Consider the following 19,589-nt stretch of genomic DNA (forward strand, 5'->3'; position numbering starts at 1 on the left):
CACCCCACGAGCGACGGCACAGGGACAAGTGCGCCCACCCGGACAGACCTGACAAGCGCGAGCGAAGGCGACCCGCACGGGGAACAGGTACGCCCAGCACAGGAAACCCAGGGGCGCGGGCGACGGCGAGGTCCGGACCTGGGTACGGTCGACGTGTGGCTGCGGGGCGCGAGCGAAGGCGACCTGTACAGCTGCTACGCGCGTAGATATGCTCAGCTCGTGACCATGTCCAGTACCTCGCCCCCAGAGCAGGAACCCACCCTCATGGACCCCACCACCACCGGGGCCCCGGCCCCGGGCCCCCGCGCGGCGGACGATCACGGCCTCGCCGACGTGACCTCGTCGGAGACGACCCTGCGCCGGTTCCTGCACGGACTGCCCGGCGTGGACACGGTCGGCCTCGAAGCCCGTGCGTCGGCGCTCGGTACCCGTTCGATCAAGACGACGGCGAAGGCGTACGCCATCGACCTGGCGATCTCGATGATCGACCTGACGACCCTGGAAGGCGCCGACACCCCCGGCAAGGTCCGCTCCCTCGGTGCCAAGGCCGTGTACCCGGACCCCACCGACCGGTCCACCCCCCGGGTGGCCGCGGTGTGCGTGTACCCGGACATGGTGGCCACGGCGAAGGCCGCGGTCACCGGCAGCGGCGTCAAGGTCGCGTCCGTGGCGACCGCCTTCCCGGCGGGCCGCGCCGCGCTCGACGTGAAGCTCGCCGATGTGCGGGACGCGGTCGCCGCCGGGGCCGACGAGATCGACATGGTCATCGACCGGGGCGCGTTCCTCTCCGGCCGGTACATGAAGGTGTACGAGGAGATCCGCGCCGTGAAGGAGGCGTCCGGCGCGGCCCGGCTCAAGGTCATCTTCGAGACGGGCGAGCTGTCGACGTACGACAACATCCGCCGCGCGTCCTGGCTCGGGATGCTCGGCGGCGCCGACTTCATCAAGACCTCGACCGGCAAGGTCGCCGTGAACGCCACCCCGCCGAACACCCTGCTGATGCTGGAGGCGGTCCGGGACTTCCGCGCCCAGACCGGCGTCCAGGTCGGGGTGAAGCCGGCCGGGGGCATCCGTACCACCAAGGACGCGGTCAAGTTCCTGGTGCTGGTGAACGAGACGGCGGGCGAGGACTGGCTGGACAACCACTGGTTCCGGTTCGGCGCCTCGTCCCTGCTGAACGATCTGCTGATGCAGCGCCAGAAGCTGGCGACCGGCCGCTACTCCGGCCCCGACTACGTGACGGTGGACTGATCACCATGGCAAGCATCTTCGAGTACGCGCCCGCGCCCGAGTCGCGCGCGGTCGTCGACATCGCGCCCTCGTACGGGCTGTTCATCGACGGCGAGTTCACCGAGGCCGCCGACGGCCAGGTCTTCAAGACGGTGTCGCCCGCCACGGAGGAAGTGCTCTCCGAGGTCGCGCGGGCCGGTGAGGCCGATGTGGAGCGGGCGGTGAAGGCGGCCCGCAAGGCGTTCGTGGGCTGGTCGGCGCTGCCGGGCGCCGAACGCGCGAAGTACCTGTTCCGGATCGCCCGGATCATCCAGGAGCGCAGCCGTGAGCTCGCGGTCCTGGAGACGCTCGACAACGGCAAGCCGATCCGGGAGACCCGGGACGCGGACCTGCCGCTGGTCGCCGCGCACTTCTTCTACTACGCGGGCTGGGCCGACAAGCTCTCCCACGCGGGCTACGGCACCGACCCGAGGCCGCTGGGTGTGGCCGGCCAGGTCATCCCGTGGAACTTCCCGCTGCTGATGCTGGCGTGGAAGATCGCCCCGGCGCTCGCGACCGGCAACACGGTCGTGCTGAAGCCCGCCGAGACGACTCCGCTGTCGGCCCTGTTCTTCGCGGACATCTGCCGTCAGGCCGGTCTGCCGAAGGGTGTCGTCAACATCCTGCCCGGTTACGGTGACGCGGGTGCCGCGCTGGTCGCGCACCCGGACGTGAACAAGGTCGCGTTCACCGGTTCCACGGCCGTCGGCAAGCAGATCGCCCGGACCGTCGCGGGCACGGACAAGAAGCTGACCCTGGAGCTGGGCGGCAAGGGCGCCAACATCGTCTTCGACGACGCGCCCGTCGACCAGGCCGTCGAGGGCATCGTCACGGGCATCTTCTTCAACCAGGGCCAGGTCTGCTGCGCGGGCTCCCGGCTGCTGGTGCAGGAGTCGGTGGCGGACGAGCTGATCGCGTCGCTGAAGCGTCGCCTCGCCACCCTGCGCCTCGGGGACCCGCTCGACAAGAACACCGACATCGGCGCGATCAACTCCGCCGAGCAGCTGGCCCGGATCACGGCGCTGACCGAGCAGGGTGAGCAGGAGGGCGCCGAACGCTGGTCCGCCCCCTGCGAGCTGCCGTCGTCGGGGTACTGGTTCGCGCCGACGCTGTTCACCGGTGTCACCCAGGCGCACACGGTCGCCCGGGACGAGATCTTCGGCCCGGTCCTGTCGGTGCTGACGTTCCGCACCCCCGACGAGGCCGTCGCCAAGGCGAACAACACCCAGTACGGCCTGTCCGCGGGCATCTGGACCGAGAAGGGCTCCCGCATCCTCGCCGTGGCGAACAAGCTGCGCGCGGGAGTCGTCTGGTCCAACACGTTCAACAAGTTCGACCCTGCCTCGCCGTTCGGCGGGTACAAGGAGTCGGGCTTCGGCCGCGAGGGCGGCCGACACGGCCTGGAGGCGTACCTCGATGTCTGACAACAGCCGGCTGAGCGTCTTCAAGACCTACAAGCTGTTCGTGGGGGGCAAGTTCCCCCGCAGCGAGAGCGGACGGGTGTACGAGGTGACGTCGAAGGCATCAGGCGCTGCCGCGCCGGGCAAGGGCGGCTGGCTGGCCAACGCGCCGCTGTCGTCGCGCAAGGACGCCCGGGACGCGGTGGTCGCCGCCCGCAAGGCGTTCGGTCCGTGGTCGGGGGCGACCGCGTACAACCGCGGCCAGGTCCTGTACCGGGTCGCGGAGATGCTGGAGGGCCGCCGGGAGCAGTTCGTCCGCGAGGTCGCGGACGCGGAGGGCCTGTCGAAGTCGAAGGCGGGCGCCCGGGTGGACGCGGCGGTCGACCGCTGGGTCTGGTACGCGGGCTGGACCGACAAGGTCGCCCAGGTCGTCGGCGGGGGCAACCCGGTCGCGGGCCCGTTCTTCAATCTGTCGACCCCGGAGCCGACGGGTGTGGTGGCCGTACTGGCACCCCAGGAGTCGTCGTTCCTCGGTCTGGTCTCGGTGCTCGCCCCGGTGCTCGCGACCGGCAACACGGCCGTGGTCGTGGCGAGCGAGCGGGCGCCGCTGCCCGCGCTGTCCCTCGGCGAGGTCCTGGCGACCTCCGACGTCCCCGGCGGGACGGTCAACATCCTGTCCGGCCGGACGAAGGAGATCGCGGCCCCGCTCGCCGCGCACAGCGACGTCAACGCGATCGACCTCACCGGCGCGGACGAGGCGCTGGCCACGGAGCTGGAGATCGCGGCGGCGGACAACCTCAAGCGGGTGCTGCGGCCGGGCGCGGAGGACTGGTCGGCCGACCCGGGGATGCGGCGGCTGACCGCGTTCCTGGAGACCAAGACGGTGTGGCACCCGACCGGTTCACTGGGCGCCTCGGGCTCCTCGTACTGAACCGGGCCGAACCGGCCTGAACAGACCTGAACCGGGCCTCGCGCCCGTAGCAGGGTGGACGTTCCACCGAGCGCGCCGTGCGGACCCCGACCGGGGTCCCGTACGGCGCGCTCGGCCGTTCCCCGGGCGAGCGGCCCCGGCGCGGGCCGTTACGGCAGGCCCAGGCGGGCGGCCAGGCCGTCGAGGACGCAGTCGAGTCCCGTCGCGAACTCCCACGCGGGGTCGTCGCGGCGCCGCAGTGCCCGCAGGGTTTGGCCGTAGACGGGGTAGCGGTCCGTCCCCATCAACCACTTCATGGTCGGGGCGAGCCCGAGCCGGATGTCGTCGCCGCTGGCCCAGCCCTGCTCGTCCATGTATGCGCGCAACGCCACCTCGGCCTGCACCGCGCCCTGGACGTACGCGTTGACGGTCCGGAAGGCGACCATCAGCGTGTCGGCGTCCAGCCCGTGGCCGTCGAGGGCGGCGATCTGGCGTTCGGCCGCCGCGATCCGGTGCGGGGTGAGCAGCGAGAGCGGCGCGGGCACGGTGGTGAGCCAGGGGTGGGCGAGGGTCGTCCCGCGGGTCCGCAGGGCCATCTCCCGCAGCACCTCGCGCCAGCCGGTGACCTCGTCGGGCACGACCAGCTCGACGGCGACCCGGTCGACCATCAGCGCCCAGAGGTCGTCCTTGCCGGAGACATGGCGGTACGCGGCCATGGGCGCGACCCGGAGTTCGGTGGCGAGGCGGCGCATGGTGACCGCCTGCATCCCCTCGGCGTCGGCGATCCGGACGGCGGCCTCGGCGAGGGTGGCGGGGGTGAGGGTGTTCCGGGGAGTGGGGGCGGGCCGCTCCAGCCGCTCCCACAGGGAGGCCTCGGGCTGCCGCCCGCCGGGGCCGCCCGGGTCGGCCCTCTTGTTCTGCGCGGCCATCGCCACACGCTCCTCTCCGGCGGTCCGCGGTGACCTCCGATCATGTACAGCGTATGCCCTGTGGACGGCGTACACATTGAGGGATACCTTGTACACACCAGATACGCCGTACACATCGGCCTGATCCTCCGGGGGAAACCCATGCCCGACGACCTGTCCCCGCGCACCTCCGCGCCCACCGACCGCGCCCCCCTGCATGTCGCGGTCATCACCGGCAGCACCCGCGACGGCCGCTTCGGCCCCCTGGTCAGCGACTGGATCGCGGACCGTGTCAGGGCCCGCGCCGATATGAGCCTCGATGTGATCGACCTCGTCGCGACCCCGCTGCCCACGGTGATGCCCGCCTTCGGCACCCCGCCACCGGCGGAGACCATCGCCCTGCTGGCCGATGTCTCCCCCCGGCTCACCGTCGCCGACGCCTTCGTGATCGTGACGCCGGAGTACAACCACAGCTATCCCGCGTCCCTGAAGAACGCCGTGGACTGGCACGGACCGGAATGGCAGGCCAAGCCGGTCGGATTCGTGTCCTACGGCGGACTGTCCGGCGGACTGCGGGCCGTCGAGCATCTGCGGCCCGTCCTCGCCGAACTGCACGCCGTGACCATCCGCGACACGGTCAGCTTCCACAACGCGTGGGGCTCCTTCGGTGAGGGCGCCTCCGTCGACCCGGCCGCCGAAGCCGCCGCGAAGGGGTTCCTCGACCAGCTCACCTGGTGGGGCCGCGCCCTGCGCAGCGCCAAGTCCGTCCACCCGTACGTGGCCTGAGGACGGCGACCGTGTCCGACCCCTCCCCCACCGCCGGGCGCACCGGCACCTCACCCTCCCGGCTCACCCTGCTGGGACTGCTGCTGGGTGTGGTGCTCGCGACCCTGGACGGGACGATCACCGCGACCGCGCTGCCCGTGATCGTCGGCGACCTCGGCGGTGTCGACCAGCTCTCCTGGGTGGTCACCGCCTATCTGCTCGCCTCCTCGGTCGCCACCCCCCTGTGGGGCAAGGCCGGGGACCTGTACGGGCGCAAGGGCGCCTATCTGGTGTCCATCGGCGTGTTCCTCGCCGGTTCCGTGCTCTGCGGACTCGCGCGGGACATGGGCCAGCTGATCGCGTTCCGCACCCTCCAGGGCCTCGGCGCCGGCGGGATGTTCGTCGGCTCGCTGGCCCTGATCGGGACACTGCTGCCGCCACGCGAGAGCGGACGTGCCCAGGCCATGATCGGCGCGGTGCTGCCCGCCGCGTTCCTGGGCGGCCCGCTGGTCGGCGGCTTCCTCACCGACCAGCTGAGCTGGCGCTGGACGTTCTACGTCAATGTGCCGCTCGGCGCGCTCGCCGTGCTGATCGTCGTCACCCGGGTCCGGCTGCGCCAGCCCCGGATCAAGGCGCCGGTGGACCTCCTCGGGGCGGCGCTGCTCACCACCGGCATCCTCGCCGTGACCCTGCTCGCGACCTGGGCCGGGACGGCGTACCCCTGGTGGTCGGCGCCCGTCGCCGGACTCGCGCTGCTCTCGGCGGGCTCGCTGTACTGGTTCCTGCGGGTGGAGCGCCGCGTCCCCGAACCGGTGCTGCCCGTGCGGCTGTTCCGCGACCGGGGGTTCGCCACCGCCCAGGCCATCAGTCTGCTGGTCGGCGCCGCGATGCTCGCGCTCAGCAGCTATCTGCCGCAGTACCTCCAGTACGCGCGGGGCGCCTCGTCCACCGGGAGCGGGCTGCTGCTGCTCCCGCTGTCGATGGGCATGATCGTGGTGCAGCTCGTGACCGGACGGCTCATCAGCGCCACCGGCCGCTACCGGATCTACCCGATCCTCGGCGGTGCCGTCGTCGCGGCGGGGGCGCTCGGGCTGTTCGTCCTGGTCGGCACGGGGACCTCGACCTGGGTGGTCACGGCCCTGTCCCTGGTGATCGGCGCGGGCCTGGGGCTGCTCCTCCAGTCCACGATGGTCATCACCATGAACAGCACCGGGCCGCGCGACCTGGGCGCCGCCAGCGGGACGGTGACACTGCTGCGCGGCATCGGCGGCTCGCTGGGCGTCGCCGTCCTCGGCTCCGCTTACGCGGCGCGGGTGGACGGCACCCTGGAGGAGCGGCTGGGCGCGGCGGGCGGCCGGCTCACCGACAGCTCCGGACAGCTCGCACCGGACGCCCTGGCCGAGCTGCCCGCGGCGCAGGCCGACGCGCTGCGCGAGGCGGTCACGGGCGGGCTGCACGCCGTCGCCCTCGGGGCGCTGCTGCTGGGCGCCCTGTCGTTCGCGCTGGCCTGGCTCATCCGCGAGGTACCGCTGCGGACCCGCTCGGCCGAGGAGGAACTGGCCGGGGACGCTACGGGGGGCGGCCCCGACGGGGCGGGTGACGGAGCCGGGGACGACGACGGGGACGGTACGGGGGTGAGCCCGGGGGTCAGCCCGTCACCAGCTGGGTCACGGGACCGACCAGCGGGAGTTCCGCCAGCGAGTCGCCCCGGGCCAGCGGCGCCGTAGCGGCGGTGGTCGACAGCGGCTTGAAGTCGGCGATCTGGGTACCGAGGCCGTTGGCCAGCGGGTCCACGCCGGTGTTGGCGAGCGGGTTGATCTGGAGGGCGGTGACGGGGGCGATCGCGTACCCCACGATGCCGGGCACGGAACCGGCGGCGGCCTGCGCGTCGAGCTCGCCCGCGGTGGCGGGGGCGTCGACCCCGGCCGCCGATGCCGGGGTGGCGCCGAACGCCATCCCTGCGGCGGTCAGCGCGAGTCCGGCGCGCAGCAGGACGCGGTGTGCGGTGGTGGTCGGACGGGCCTGGTGACGTGCCATGGGTGCCGCCTGGGGTGAGTGGAGGGTAATCATGGACTCACGAAGAGTAGTTGAGCGGGGCGGTGGCCGCCAATGCCGACCCGCGGGGTCGGCAACCGCGCGGACATGCCCCACACTGGTCTCTCGTGACTTCTCATCCCGCCATACCGGTGTCACCGGCCCGTGTCGTGCTGCTCACCGGACCCTCCGGTTCCGGCAAGTCCTCGTTCGCGGCGCGCAGCGGACTGCCCGTGCTGTGTCTCGACGACTTCTACAAGGAGTGGGACGACCCCTCGCTGCCCCGGGTCGCGGGCTCGTCCGACATCGACTGGGACTCACCGCTGTCCTGGGACGCGGACACGGCGGTGGCCGCGCTGGCACGTCTGTGCGGGGAGGGACGGACCGAGGTCCCCGTGTACGACATCTCCACGAGTTCCCGTACGGGGGCGGGGGTGCTGGACCTCCGGGGGGCGCCGCTGTTCGTGGCGGAGGGGATCTTCGCGGCGGATGTCGTGGCGCGGTGCCGGGAGCTGGGGATACTCGCGGACGCGATCTGCCTGCGCGGGCGGCCGGTGACGACGTTCCGGCGGCGGCTGCTGCGGGATCTTCGCGAGGCGCGTAAGCCGGTGGGGTTCCTGCTGCGCAGGGGGTGGCGGCTGATGCGGGCCGAGCGGGGGATCGTGGGGCGGCAGGTGGCGCTCGGGGCGGTGGCCTGTGACGGGGACGAGGCCGTGGCCCGTCTGTCACGGGCCACAGCGGCGCAACGCCTTCGCTCGCGCTTCTCAGGCCTGTCCGGCTGAGCGCACTTGTCCCTGCGCGGGCCGTCCGTGGGTGCGCAGTTCCCCGCGGGTCGCCTTCGCTCGCGCTTCCCAGGTCTCTCCGGCGGGACGTACTTGCCCCTGTGCGGGCCGTTCGTGGGTGCGCAGTTCCCCGCGGGTCGCCTTCGCTTGCGCTTGTGAGGTCTGTCCGGCTGGACGTACTTCGTTCCTGTACGGGCCGAACGGGGGTGCGCAGTTCCCCGCGCCCCTGGATGCTGCCCCCTTGCGGTCGCTGCTCGGGTGCGGGGCCGCCCTCGTCTTCGCGCAGTTCCCCGCGCCCCCGGATGCTGCCCCTTCGGGATTGTTCGTCGGGTGCGGGGCCGTCCTCGTTCTTGCGCAGTTCCCCGCGCCCCTTCGGGGGCGCCCCCTGAGGTTGTTCTTCACCCTCCTCCTCGCGCAGTCGCATGGCTGCGGGAGGGGGTGGGCGGGAATCTCTGCCCGCAGACTCCGACGCCACCAGTACGACCACTGAACGTCCGTACCGAGCGCGTTGGAGCGAGGACGGAGAATCCCGACCGGCACCGACCCGAAGAACCGGCCGGGAGCGCCCCAAAGGGGCGCGGGGAACTGCGCGAAGACGAGAACCGGCCCGCACCCGAAGAGCGACGAACAGGGGCAGCATCCAGGGGCGCGGGGAACTGCGCAAACCCACGGGCGACGGCACAGGGACAAGTGCGTCCACCCGGACGGACCTGGGAAGCGCAAGCGAAGGCGACCCGCGGACTGTCAGGACTTCTGGGGTTCCGGGTCGAGAGGGGCCGACGGGACCGGAGGGCGGGGTGGGGCGGGGCGGCGGGAGACCGCTACGCCCAGCAGGCACAGGGCACCGCCCGCGAGCGCGACCGCACCGGGGATCTCCCCGAGGAAGATCCACGACAGCGCGACGACGAGCGCGGGCACCACGTACGTCGTGGCCCCCAGCTTCCCCGCCGTGGTCCGCGACAACGCGTACGCCCAGGTCCAGAACGCCAGCGCCGTGGGCAGCAGCCCGAGGTAGACGACCGAGAGGGTGACCCCCGTCGGCGCGGTCCGCACATCGGACACCAGCTGCCCCGCGAACGGCAGGCACGCCACCGCGGCGACCAGGCAGGCGAACGTCGTGACCTGGAGCGCCGAGGCATGCCCCAGGGACGACTTCTGCGCGACGACCCCGATCGCGTACCCGACCGCCGCGACCAGCAGGAGCAGCACACCCCAGACGGAGCTGCTGCCCTCCCCGCCGAGGACCCCGGCGATCACCGTGCCGACGAAGGAGATCCCGAGGCCCAGCAGCAGCGGCCGGGGATAGCCCTCGCCCAGCACCCGTCCGCCGAGCAGCGCGACGAGGATCGGGCCGATGCCGATGATCAGCGCGGCGGTGCCCGCGTCGGTGTGCTGCTCGCCCCAGTTGAGGGCGACCATGTAGACCCCGAACCAGAAGACACCCGCCCCGAGGATGCCGGGCCACGCCTCCCGTTTCGGCAGCCCCTCGCCACGGGCGAGGAGGAGCGCGCCGAGCGCGAGGCCCCCGACGAGCAGCCGTCCCAGCGCCATCGACCCGGGATGGAAGTCCTCGACGGCGTACCGGATGGCGACGAACGCCGAGGCCCACAGCAGCATGGTGACGCTGATCGCGAGGAGCGCCTTGGTGTCCGGGGAGCGGGGTGGTGTGGTCATGAGTGAGGATCACCTTCCCGCGCCAGCGCGCGTACCGCGCGGCGCAGTAGTTTTCCGGTGGGATTGCGAGGCAGTTCGGGGACGATCAGTACGTCGTCGGGGACCTTGTACCAGGTGAGCCGGGAGCGGGCGGTGGCGAGGAGTTCGGCGGTCACGGCCCCCGGCCGCGCCCCGTCGTGGAGTGCGGCGTAGGCGCGCAGGGACGTGGCGCCCCCGGCGCGGCGCACCGAGACGACGGCGGCCTCCCGTACCGCGGGGTGCGCGGTCAGCAGGTCCTCGATCTCGGTGGGGTGGACGTTCTGGCCGCCGACGATCTCGATGTCGTCGAGCCGTCCGTGGACACTGACGTAGCCGTCGGCGTCGACGGTGGCGGCGTCACCGGTGGTGTACCACTCGTCGGGGGTGAGCCGCGCGGGTTCGGCGCCGCCGCGGGCGACCCCGGGGCCGATGGTGGGTCCGGCGACCTGGAGGCGGCCCTCGGTGCCGGCGGGCACCTCGTCGCCGTGGTCGTCGACGATCCGCAGCCGGTAGGGGGGAAGGACCCGGCCGAGGGTGTACTCGCGTATGCCGTGGGGGCCGTTGGCGAGCAGGGCGTGCCCGATCTCCGTGGTGCCGAAGATGTTGAGGAGCTTCTCGCCGAGGATCGCGCGCAGCCGTCGTTCCAGTACGGGCGGCAGCACCTCACCGGCCACGACGGCGGCCCGCAGGGTGGCGAGCACCCCGTGCGCGGGGTGGTCGAGCAGCCGGGCGTAGAAGCTGGGCTGTCCGTACAGGACGGTGACGCCGTGCTCCCCGACGGCCTTCAGGGTGTCGTCCTCGGTGGCCCGGCGGGGGCTCAGCACGGTGGTCGCGCCGCGCAGCAGCGGGAAGAACAGCGAGTTGCCGAGTCCGTAGGAGAAGTAGAGCCGGGAGACGGAGAAGCCGGTGTCGTCGGGTCCGATGCCGATGGCCTCCCCGGCGGCCCGGCTGAAGACCTCCGGGTCGCCGTGGGTGTGGAAGCACAGCCGCGGGTCGCTGGTGGTGCCGGAGGTGAACGCGGCGAACGCGAGGCTGTCCGCGCCGACGCGGGCGTACGGGGGCGCGCCGGGCGAGGGGGTGCGCAGCTCACCGGGGGTGAGGACCAGCGGCGCGGGGAAGTGCCGGGCGAGTTCGGGGGCGGAGACGATCGCCGCGGGTTCCGCGAGCGCGGCGGCCCGGGTCAGTTCGGCGGCGTGCAGGGCCGAATTGACGGGAACGGCGACGGCGCCGATGTGCAGGGCGCCGAGGAAGGCGCGGACGAAGTCGATGCCGTCGGGCACGGCGATCAGGATGCGGGAGCCGGGCCCGAGGCCGCGGGCGATGAACGCGGCGGCGGCCCGTCCGGCGCCCTCGTGGACCTCGGAGAAGAGGTACGAGCGGCCTTCGACGACATAGGCGCGGCGGCCCAGCCACCCGTGGGCGCGGGCGGTGGCGGCGAGGAGTTCGGCGAGATTGCCGCTGGGGACCGGGACGGGCACGGCGGGCGCGGGACGGACGGGTGCGATGCTCATCCGGCTATCCCTTCTATCTCCACCAGCAGATCGGGGCGGCAGACGTCGACGTTGAGGTAGGCGATGTCGGCGTGGTCGGGGAAGACCTCCGCGCACCTGGCGCGCACCAGCGGCAGATCGTGCTCGTCGCGTACGTAGACCTTGATGGAGTCGAGGTCCTTGAGGCCGTAGCCGCCCTCCACACCGTGCTCGCGCAGGTTGCCGGGGCTGATGAGGGCCTCGATGTTGGCGAGGGTCGCGTCGACCTGGGCGGCGATGTCGTCGTGGTGGACGGTGTCGTCGCCGACGATGCTGGCCGTCCCGGAGACATAGACGGTGCCCGTGGACCCGTCGGCGGCCGGCAGATGGGTGGCGCGGGCGAAGCTCGGGGACTTCGGGCCGTACTGCTTGGGGTACTTGTACGCGGGGGTCTGGTTCGGGTTCTCCAGATGGCGGGGCACCCCGGCGCGGGTGGCGAGGAAGTACAGGTCGATCCCGGGGCTGAGGCTGCCGATGCCGGTGGCGGCGGGGATCCGGCCGGGCCACTTGTCGAAGGCGCGGGCGCGGCCCACGCAGAAGTCCCGGTAGTTCTCCATGCCTTCGGCGTTGTCGCCGGTGATGGCGCCGACGAGGTTCCACATCCGGAACAGTTCGGTGTACCCGAGCCGGGACAGCAGGGCGAACGCCTGCTCGTAGGCGGACTGCACGGCGTTCTGGTAGACGCCCCGCTCGTCGATCCGGACCGCGCAGAAGATGTGGTCGCCGTCCTCCGCGTAGACGAGGCTGCCCTCGACCCCGGCGCGCACCGGCCGGTCGGTCACCCATATCTCGGTGAACGGTTCGGTGTTGTCCCCCGCCATATGCACCGTGAGGCGGGGCGCCCCCTCGTGCAGGGTGGGCGGCTGGCCGCCCCGGGCGTAGGCGACCCGGCCCAGCACACCGCGACCGACGACATCCGCGCGGCCGTGGCACGCGGACTTCACGAAAAGGCACTCCAGACCACGGCGGACGGGGGAGCGATGTGTATCGGTCATGGTTTCCGTCAGCCCCAGCCCTGATCGTCACGGTTCATTTGTAACCCCCGCATGTCGAGTTCTTGAAATTTCTATGGCGATGTGCTCGGTGCGAATGGTGCTACGTCTTCAACATCACCACAGAAACCTTCTGTTCGCCTTTCTCGCATAGGCTCCAAGTAATGCCAGGCGCAAACTGGAGGGGTGACAGGGCATGGGAAACAGCGACATAAGGGATCTCCCGGAGGTCCCTCAGGCGGGGACGCTCGCCAACCGTGTGTACGAACTCGCGCTGCACAGCGACTTCGTCGACGCCGAGGTATGCGTCCGCGAGCTGGGCATCACCCGCGAGGAGGCCGAGCGCACCGTGCGCGACCTGGTCGACCTGCGGCTGCTGCTGTCCGCCCATGGCTGCCGCGCCACCTATGTCGCGGTCAACCCGCTGTCCGCGTCCCTTCAGCTCCTCGCCCCGTACGACGAGCAACTTCGATCAAGACAGAACGAGTTGGAGCAGATCCGGCAGCAGATGCACAGTCTGCTGCCGTTGTACCGGGCGAACCTCCCCGAGGAACAGTCCGGGCCCGAGATCCAGCGCATCGACGACCTCGACACCGTGCGCGGGGTCCTCGGCCAGCTCGCCGAGCAGTGCCGGACCGAGGTCATCACCTCGCAGCCGGGCGGCGCCCGGGATGTCGGGGTGCTGCGCGAGGCCGCCCGCCGCGACCGTGAGGTGCTCGACCGCGGGGTGCGGATGCGGACGCTCTACCAGCACACCGCGCGATTCGATCAGCCCACCCGGGAATACGTGGAGCGCATTTCCGAGGGCGGCGCCGAAGTACGGACCACGACCGGCGGATTCCAGCGGGCGATAGTTTACGACCGCAGCGCCGCCGTCATACCCCTCGCCGACAATTCCCGGGGTGCGCTGCTGGTCCGCGATCCGGATCTCGTGCATTTCGTGGCGGAGGCTTTCGAGGGGTCCTGGGACACCGCCGATCCGTTCCGTCCGACCTATGACCGCGACGAGATCCGGCTGGTGTCGGACACCCTCAACCGGTCGCTGCTGCGGATGCTCGCCAACGGCCATGACGACAAGGCCATCGCGCGGCGGCTCGGTATCTCACCGCGGACCTGCCAGCGGCGGATCTCGGAACTGATGCATGAACTCGGCGCCCGTACCCGGCTGCACGCCGGGGTCCTGATCCATCAGCGCGGTCTGCTGGACGAGCCGGTGCCCGTCACCGCCGGATAGCGCACCACCGCAGGACGGACCGGTCCGGCGGCGCACACCGGTGACGGACCCGGCAGGCAAGGCCACCGGGAACGCGAAGAAGCAGGACCGGGAAGACCCCCCGGCCTCCGGTCCTGCTTCTCCTGTCACGGCCCCCGCGACTCCCACCCCCCGGTGGTCACCGCTCTCCCGTCGGGCCGATCTCCCCCGTGTTCCCACCCCCCGGTGGGTCCACGTCCCCCGTGCGGTCCGTCCCCCGACGGACCCGCTCCCCCGGCATCCCCCGCCGTGGGGCGCGTCCTCCCCCCGTACCCCCGATCGTGCTCCCACCCCCGTGGGGTACTTCTTCCCCCCGTCCGGTGCCGTGCCTCCCCCGATGGCCCGGTACCGGGCCCTTCGACGGTCCGCCGCTACGCGACGAGTTCGCCGAAGGACTCCTCCTCGTCACGGCCGAAGCTGAGGACCTGGTCCTCACGCAGCCGGCGCAGGGAGCGCCAGATGCTGGACTTCACCGTGCCGACACTGATGCCGAGGATCTCCGCGATCTCCGGGTCGGTGCGGCCCTCGTAGTAGCGCAGGACCAGCATCGTCCGCTGGAGTTCGGGCAGCCGGGCCAGCGCCTGCCACAGGACCGCGCGCAGCTCCGTGCCGCGCATCGCGTCCGTGTCGCCGGCCGTCTCCGGCAGCTCCTCGGTCGGGTACTCGTTGAGCTTGCGCCGCCGCCAGGCGCTGATGTGCAGATTCGTCATCGTGCGGCGCAGATAACCGCCGACGGCGGCCTTGTCGCTGATCCGGTCCCAGGCCCGGTACGTCGAGAAGAGGGCGCTCTGGAGCAGGTCCTCCGCCTCGAAGCGGTCCCCGGTCAGGTGGTACGCCGTGGCGTACAGGGAGGCCCGGCGCTCCTGGACGTACGCCGTGAACGCCTGCTCGGCGCTCGGCTCGGTCCTGCGCTCCCCCGTGGCCTCCCCGTGCGCACTGCCCCCGTTCGGCGCGTCGACCACCGTCATATAGGCGGTGTGCTGACGCCCGGTGCCGCGAGCGCACCCCCGCCCGCTCACGGCACCGGCCTTCTCGATGGAACCGTTCCCCCGTCCGCCGTCGTGAAGACGCGTGACGACCGCGCTCGCGGTGATGCCGTGCGGCTTGTTCATCTCGCGCCCCCCGTCGGTGGTGTTCCCCCGTGTTCCCTGCGATGACCAGAATCCTGCCGGGGGCACTTCATGGCGGTGTCCGCCGACTGTCACAGGCCTGTCACAGGGGTCCGGGGCGCTCAGGCGGACCGGGCGGCGGGGCGTGCGCGCGGGGCGCCGGGGAGCGGACGGGCCCCGGCAGTCGAAACCCCACCGTGCTATGGGACAGAATGAGGCCCGTGCCTTCCCTGTTGCTGATCGAGGACGACGACGCCATCCGTACGGCCCTGGAGCTGTCTCTGACACGCCAGGGTCACCGGGTGGCCACCGCTGCCACCGGCGAGGACGGCTTGCAGCTCCTGCGTGAGCAGCGGCCGGACCTGATCGTGCTGGACGTGATGCTGCCGGGCATCGACGGATTCGAGGTGTGCCGCCGTATCCGGCGCACCGACCAGTTGCCGATCATCCTGCTGACCGCGCGGAGCGACGACATCGACGTCGTCGTCGGACTGGAGTCCGGCGCCGACGACTATGTCGTCAAACCCGTGCAGGGCCGGGTGCTCGACGCCCGGATCCGCGCGGTGCTGCGCCGGGGGGAACGCGAGTCGACGGACTCCGCGACCTTCGGCAGCCTGGTCATCGACCGGGCCGCGATGACGGTGACCAAGAACGGCGAGGACCTGCAACTCACCCCGACCGAACTGCGGCTGCTCCTGGAGCTGAGCCGCAGGCCCGGTCAGGCGCTGTCACGGCAGCAGTTGCTGCGGCTGGTGTGGGAGCACGACTACCTCGGTGACTCCCGGCTCGTGGACGCGTGTGTGCAGCGGCTGCGGGCCAAGGTCGAGGACGTCCCGTCGTCCCCGACGCTCATCCGTACGGTGCGAGGGGTCGGCTACCGGCTGGACAGTCCTCAGTGACCGCAGAGCGTGACCAGGCCGGGCGACCCGGCGACCGGAAGGGTGCCGGCACCGGCACACCGCGCGGCTGGGCCCGTACGCGCCGGGCGGTGTCCCTGGGGATGCGGTTCACCAGTCTGCGGCTGCGGCTCGTCCTCGTGTTCGCCCTGGTGGCGCTGACGGCGGCGGTGTCGGCGTCGGGGATCGCGTACTGGCTGAACCGGGAAGCGGTGCTCACCCGCGCCCAGGACGCGGCGCTGAACGACTTCCAGCAGGAGATGCAGAACCGGGCGGGCGCCCTGCCGGGCCGTCCCACCCAGACCGAGCTGGAGAACACCGCCGGGCAGATGGCGACGAGCAACCAGCACTTCAGTGTGCTGCTGATAGCGCGCGACGCGGTCGGGGACACCGTTGTCGGCAACTCCGACCTGGACACCTTCTCCCTCTCCGACGTACCGGAGTCGCTGCGCGAGGCCGTGGACCAGCGCCAGCGGCTGTCGTCCACCAACAAGTCGCCGTACCACCTGTACTGGCAGCGGATCTCCGACGACGACACCCCGTACCTGGTGGCCGGGACCCGGCTGATCGGCGGCGGGCCGACCGGCTACATGCTGAAGTCGCTGGAGCCGGAGGCCAAGGACCTCAACTCGCTGGCCTGGTCACTGGGGATCGCGACGGGTCTGGCGCTGATCGGGGCCGCGCTGCTGGCGCAGGCCGCCGCGACGACCGTCCTCAGACCGGTGCACCGGCTGGGCGCCGCCGCCAGACGGCTCGGCGAGGGCAAGCTGGACACCCGGCTGCGGGTCTCCGGCACCGACGAACTCGCCGAACTGTCACGGACGTTCAACCAGGCCGCGGCGGCCCTGGAGAAGCGGGTCGCGGACATGAGCGCCCGGGACGAGGCGTCCCGCCGGTTCGTCGCGGACATGTCCCATGAACTGCGGACCCCGCTGACCGCGATCACCGCGGTCACCGAGGTGCTGGAGGAGGAACTGGACGCGGAGACCGGCAGCGTCGACCCGATGATCGAACCGGCGGTACGGCTCGTGGTGAGCGAGACCCGGCGGCTGGGCGACCTGGTGGAGAACCTGATGGAGGTGACCCGCTTCGACGCGGGCACCGCCCGGCTGGTCCTCGACGACGTGGACCTGGCCGACCAGATCACCGCCTGCATCGACGCCCGCGCCTGGCTGGACGCCGTCGAACTGGACGCGGCGCGCGGGATCATGGCACGGCTCGACCCGCGGCGCCTCGACGTGATCCTCGCGAACCTGATCGGCAACGCGCTCAAGCACGGCGGTTCGCCGGTACGGATCGCGGTGCGCACCGATGTCACCGACGGCGCCGACGACGTACTGATCGAGGTCAGCGACCACGGTCCCGGAATCCCGCTGGAGGTGCTGCCGCATGTCTTCGACCGCTTCTACAAGGCCAGCGCGTCCAGGCCGCGTTCGGAGGGCAGCGGGCTCGGGCTGTCGATCGCGCTGGAGAACGCCCATATCCACGGCGGGGAGCTGACCGCCGCCAACGCACCCGAGGGGGGAGCGGTGTTCACCCTGCGGCTGCCCCGTGACGTCTCCGACACGAGCGGACCCTCCGGGGTGCCCGACCCGCAGGGCGGTGCCCGGTGACGGCGTGGGGGCGGCGCAGGGCCGCCGTGGGAGCGGTGTCGCTGGTGGCCCTGCTGGTCACCGGATGCGGTATCCGTACGACGGGCGTGCCGACGGACTTCGGACCGGCGCCGTCCCGGGCGCCGTGCGCGCTGTCGGAGCCGGGCGCGGCGGCGCATCCGGTACGGGGCATCCCCGTGCAGGTGTTCCTGCTGTGCTCGACGCAGTTGGTGACCGTCGACCGGACCGTGGAACTGCCGACGGGCCAGACCTCCGAGAAGGACCGGGGCCGGGTGGCCCAGGCCCTCCTCACCCAGCTGGAACGGGCGCCCTCAGCGGCGGAGCGGCAGGCCGGGTACACGACGGACGTCCGGGGCGGGCTCACCGTGTCGGGGCCCCGGGGCAGCGATCCCGACGACGCGCTGCGGATCAGCGCGCCGGTGGACGATCTGTCGCAGTTCGCGCTGGCGCAGTTGGTGTGCACGCTGGCGAACTCGGCGGCGGCGTCGCGGGACGGGCGGGTCATCCTCGGGGGGCCCGGGGACGATCCGCTGCGCACCTACGAGTGCACCCCGGAGGTCCGGTCCCGCCCCGGCACCCACGAGCCCCCGCACACGGTCCTCACCCCCACGTAACGCCTTCGCTCGCGCTTCTGAGGTCTTCCCGGCCGGGCCCACTTGTCCCCGTGCGGGTCGCCTGCGCTCGCGCTTCCTCGGTCTGTCCGGCTGAGCGCACTTGTTCCTGTGCCGTCGCTCGGTGGGTGCGCAGTTCCCCGCGGGTCGCCTTCGCTTGCGCCCCGGAGGTTCCACACCTGGGCCCACCGGTTCCCGTGCAGGTCGGACGGGGGTGCGCAGTTCCCCGCGCCCCTGGATGCTGCCCCCTTGCGGTCGCTTCTCGGGTGCGGGTTCGCCCTCGTTCTCGCGCAGTTCCCCGCGCCCCTTTGGGGCGCGTTCTGCCGGTCCTTTGGGGCGGGGCCGGTCGGGATTCTCCGTCCTCGATCCGACACGCTCGGTAACACGTCCAGTGACCCGACTGAAGAGCATCGGAGTCTGCGAGCAGAGATTCCCGCCCACCCCCTTCGGCAGCCGAGCGAGTCCGCGAGGAGGGTGGTTGAACCCCAGCCCCGGGCTGATGACAGCCCGCAGCCTGACCGCAGCCCCAGACGGGCGCCCCCAAAGGGGCGCGGGGAACTGCGCAAGAACGAGGACGGCCCCGCACCCGACGAACAACCGCAAGGGGGCAGCATCCAGGGGCGCGAGGAACCGCGCGAGCAACCAAGGGCCATCCGCACGCGAACGGGAACCGCAAGGGGCGCAGCCCAAGGGGCGCGGGGAACTGCGCACCCCACGAGCGACGGCACAGGGACAAGTGCGGTCAGCCGGACGGACCTCGGGAGCGCGAGCGAAGGCGACCCGCACAGGGACAAGTGGGCTCAGCCGGACGGACCTGGAAAGCGCGAGCGAAGGCGTTGCGTGACGGGGGACACGCTGGGCGGGACGGAACCGATGGGCGGGAAGGTGTCGTCCTTCCCTGCGTGCAGCGCAAAGGCTTCCGCATCCGCGCGGCAGGAGGGGTCCTCCTGCTGGCCCACCTCCTCCTCGTGGGGTGGGTAACACTGCGCCCCCTGGACGTCCCCTGGGTCAGCGCACCGAACCTCCACCCCTTCGCCGGGATCAGGGCGGACCTCGCGCTGGGCCCCCGGACGGCGGCCCGCCAGATCGGCGGAGCGCTGACCCTGCTGGCCCCGCTGGGATTCCTGCTGCCGGCCGTGGGAGGCCGGCTCCATGTCTCCCCGTGGGGGTCACTGCTGCGCACGGTGACGGTCGCGGCCCTGCTGTCGCTCGGCATCGAGCTGTTCCAGACCGGGGTGCCCGGACAGGTCGTGGACGTCGACTCGCTGCTGCTGAACACCCTGGGTGTCGCGCTCACGCATCTCGTCGTGGTGCCGGCCGTCCGGGCCCGGCTCCGCCGCGGGGTGGAGCGGCCACGGCCGGCCCCCCTCCGCCGGGAGGAGCGCGCTCAGGGTCCGACCCCGACGATTTCCAGGGTCGGGATCGCCCCGCAGAGCGACGCTTTGCCCGCTTCCCGTCCGTAGCGTTGGGGTCATCGGTTCGGCCCGGTCCATCGGGGGAACCCGATGACGAGCCGGTGCACCCGTACCGCGGACAGTCAACGAAGGAGCAGCCCATGACCGCCCTGGCCCGCCCCACCAACGGACGGATGATCGGCGGCGTGTGCGCGGCGCTGGGCAGGCGCTTCGGCCTCTCCGCGACGACCGTGCGCATCGCCACCGTGGTCTCGTGCCTGCTGCCCGGCCCGCAGATCCTGCTGTACCTGGCGCTGTGGTTCTTCCTGCCGAACGAGAAGACCGCGACGCAGCACGCCTGGTAGCCGCCGGACACGCACAGGCAAGGGGACGGGCCCGCCGACACCTTCGTCGGCGGGCCCGTCCCACGCGC

The 19,589-nt window shown here is 72.0% G+C and carries 18 protein-coding genes; 12 read left to right on the forward strand and 6 right to left on the reverse strand.

Annotated features, from left to right (window positions below):
• Positions 1-264 precede the first annotated feature (264 nt).
• From deoC to OG711_RS15050, 3 genes are read left to right on the forward strand one after another with little or no spacing between them, the layout of a single operon-like run.
• Positions 265-1,251: a deoxyribose-phosphate aldolase gene (gene deoC / locus OG711_RS15040; RefSeq protein WP_329563817.1), complete on the forward strand. Its 987-nt coding sequence runs from the start codon at positions 265-267 to the stop codon at positions 1,249-1,251.
• A gap of 5 nt (positions 1,252-1,256) precedes the next feature.
• A complete protein-coding gene (locus OG711_RS15045; protein WP_073784157.1) occupies positions 1,257-2,693 on the forward strand; it encodes an aldehyde dehydrogenase family protein in 1,437 nt (478 codons plus the stop codon).
• Positions 2,686-3,600 carry an aldehyde dehydrogenase family protein gene (locus OG711_RS15050; protein WP_329559480.1) on the forward strand — a complete coding sequence of 305 codons (915 nt, stop codon included), beginning with the start codon at positions 2,686-2,688 and terminating at the stop codon, positions 3,598-3,600. Before OG711_RS15045 ends, OG711_RS15050 begins: the two co-directional genes overlap by 8 nt.
• A 149-nt stretch (positions 3,601-3,749) precedes the next feature.
• On the opposite strand, the gene OG711_RS15055 is transcribed toward OG711_RS15050, so the two are convergent.
• Positions 3,750-4,508: a TetR/AcrR family transcriptional regulator gene (locus OG711_RS15055; protein ID WP_329559481.1), complete on the reverse strand. Its 759-nt coding sequence runs from the start codon at positions 4,506-4,508 to the stop codon at positions 3,750-3,752.
• Positions 4,509-4,649: 141 nt separating this feature from the next.
• On the opposite strand from OG711_RS15055, the gene OG711_RS15060 reads away from it, so the two are divergent.
• The gene (locus tag OG711_RS15060) at positions 4,650-5,273 is read left to right on the forward strand and encodes an NADPH-dependent FMN reductase (protein WP_329559482.1); all 624 of its coding nucleotides are present in this window, start codon (positions 4,650-4,652) and stop codon (positions 5,271-5,273) included.
• A gap of 11 nt (positions 5,274-5,284) precedes the next feature.
• Positions 5,285-6,979: an MDR family MFS transporter gene (locus OG711_RS15065; RefSeq protein WP_329559483.1), complete on the forward strand. Its 1,695-nt coding sequence runs from the start codon at positions 5,285-5,287 to the stop codon at positions 6,977-6,979.
• Here OG711_RS15065 and OG711_RS15070 read toward each other — a convergent pair.
• Positions 6,900-7,289 (reverse strand): hypothetical protein, encoded by a 390-nt coding sequence (locus OG711_RS15070; protein WP_329559484.1) that lies wholly within the window; start codon positions 7,287-7,289, stop codon positions 6,900-6,902. The two genes, OG711_RS15065 and OG711_RS15070, sit on opposite strands and share 80 nt — an antisense overlap.
• Before the next feature lie 125 nt (positions 7,290-7,414).
• On the opposite strand from OG711_RS15070, the gene OG711_RS15075 reads away from it, so the two are divergent.
• Entirely contained in the window at positions 7,415-8,068 is a 654-nt protein-coding gene (locus OG711_RS15075; RefSeq protein WP_245876612.1) for a uridine kinase family protein, read from the forward strand.
• A 744-nt stretch (positions 8,069-8,812) separates the two neighbouring features.
• Here OG711_RS15075 and OG711_RS15080 read toward each other — a convergent pair.
• From OG711_RS15080 to OG711_RS15090, 3 genes are read right to left on the reverse strand one after another with little or no spacing between them, the layout of a single operon-like run.
• On the reverse strand, positions 8,813-9,742 hold the full coding sequence (locus OG711_RS15080; protein WP_099279420.1) for a DMT family transporter: 930 nt from the start codon (positions 9,740-9,742) through the stop codon (positions 8,813-8,815).
• Positions 9,739-11,271 (reverse strand): class I adenylate-forming enzyme family protein, encoded by a 1,533-nt coding sequence (locus tag OG711_RS15085; protein WP_329559485.1) that lies wholly within the window; start codon positions 11,269-11,271, stop codon positions 9,739-9,741. The genes OG711_RS15080 and OG711_RS15085 overlap by 4 nt, the downstream gene beginning before the upstream one ends.
• Positions 11,268-12,284 carry an FkbO/Hyg5 family chorismatase gene (locus tag OG711_RS15090; RefSeq protein WP_073784137.1) on the reverse strand — a complete coding sequence of 339 codons (1,017 nt, stop codon included), beginning with the start codon at positions 12,282-12,284 and terminating at the stop codon, positions 11,268-11,270. The genes OG711_RS15085 and OG711_RS15090 overlap by 4 nt, the downstream gene beginning before the upstream one ends.
• A 193-nt stretch (positions 12,285-12,477) precedes the next feature.
• Here OG711_RS15090 and OG711_RS15095 point away from each other — a divergent pair, with 193 nt between their 5' ends.
• On the forward strand, positions 12,478-13,515 hold the full coding sequence (locus OG711_RS15095) for a helix-turn-helix domain-containing protein (protein WP_266508632.1): 1,038 nt from the start codon (positions 12,478-12,480) through the stop codon (positions 13,513-13,515).
• A 389-nt stretch (positions 13,516-13,904) separates the two neighbouring features.
• Here the strand turns inward: OG711_RS15095 and OG711_RS15100 are convergent, their stop codons facing one another.
• Complete coding sequence (locus OG711_RS15100) at positions 13,905-14,645, reverse strand: SigE family RNA polymerase sigma factor (protein WP_329559486.1); 741 nt, start codon at positions 14,643-14,645, stop codon at positions 13,905-13,907.
• A 218-nt stretch (positions 14,646-14,863) separates the two neighbouring features.
• On the opposite strand from OG711_RS15100, the gene afsQ1 reads away from it, so the two are divergent.
• The 5 genes from afsQ1 to OG711_RS15125 all read left to right on the forward strand — a co-directional run bounded on the left by afsQ1 (position 14,864) and on the right by OG711_RS15125 (position 19,521).
• Positions 14,864-15,541, forward strand: a complete 678-nt coding sequence (afsQ1, locus tag OG711_RS15105; RefSeq protein ID WP_178390938.1) for a two-component system response regulator AfsQ1 — start codon at positions 14,864-14,866, stop codon at positions 15,539-15,541.
• Positions 15,538-17,151, forward strand: coding sequence for an ATP-binding protein (locus tag OG711_RS15110; RefSeq protein ID WP_385926458.1), 1,614 nt, complete (start codon positions 15,538-15,540; stop codon positions 17,149-17,151). The genes afsQ1 and OG711_RS15110 overlap by 4 nt, the downstream gene beginning before the upstream one ends.
• Positions 17,148-17,765 (forward strand): hypothetical protein, encoded by a 618-nt coding sequence (locus OG711_RS15115; protein ID WP_073784128.1) that lies wholly within the window; start codon positions 17,148-17,150, stop codon positions 17,763-17,765. The genes OG711_RS15110 and OG711_RS15115 overlap by 4 nt, the downstream gene beginning before the upstream one ends.
• 899 nt (positions 17,766-18,664) lie before the next feature.
• A complete protein-coding gene (locus tag OG711_RS15120; protein ID WP_329559487.1) occupies positions 18,665-19,225 on the forward strand; it encodes a VanZ family protein in 561 nt (186 codons plus the stop codon).
• 92 nt (positions 19,226-19,317) lie between these two features.
• Positions 19,318-19,521: a PspC domain-containing protein gene (locus OG711_RS15125; RefSeq protein WP_073784124.1), complete on the forward strand. Its 204-nt coding sequence runs from the start codon at positions 19,318-19,320 to the stop codon at positions 19,519-19,521.
• The last annotated feature ends 68 nt before the right edge of the window (positions 19,522-19,589 follow it).

Origin of the sequence: Streptomyces uncialis (assembly GCF_036250755.1) — a bacterium.
GTDB lineage: Bacteria > Actinomycetota > Actinomycetes > Streptomycetales > Streptomycetaceae > Streptomyces > Streptomyces uncialis.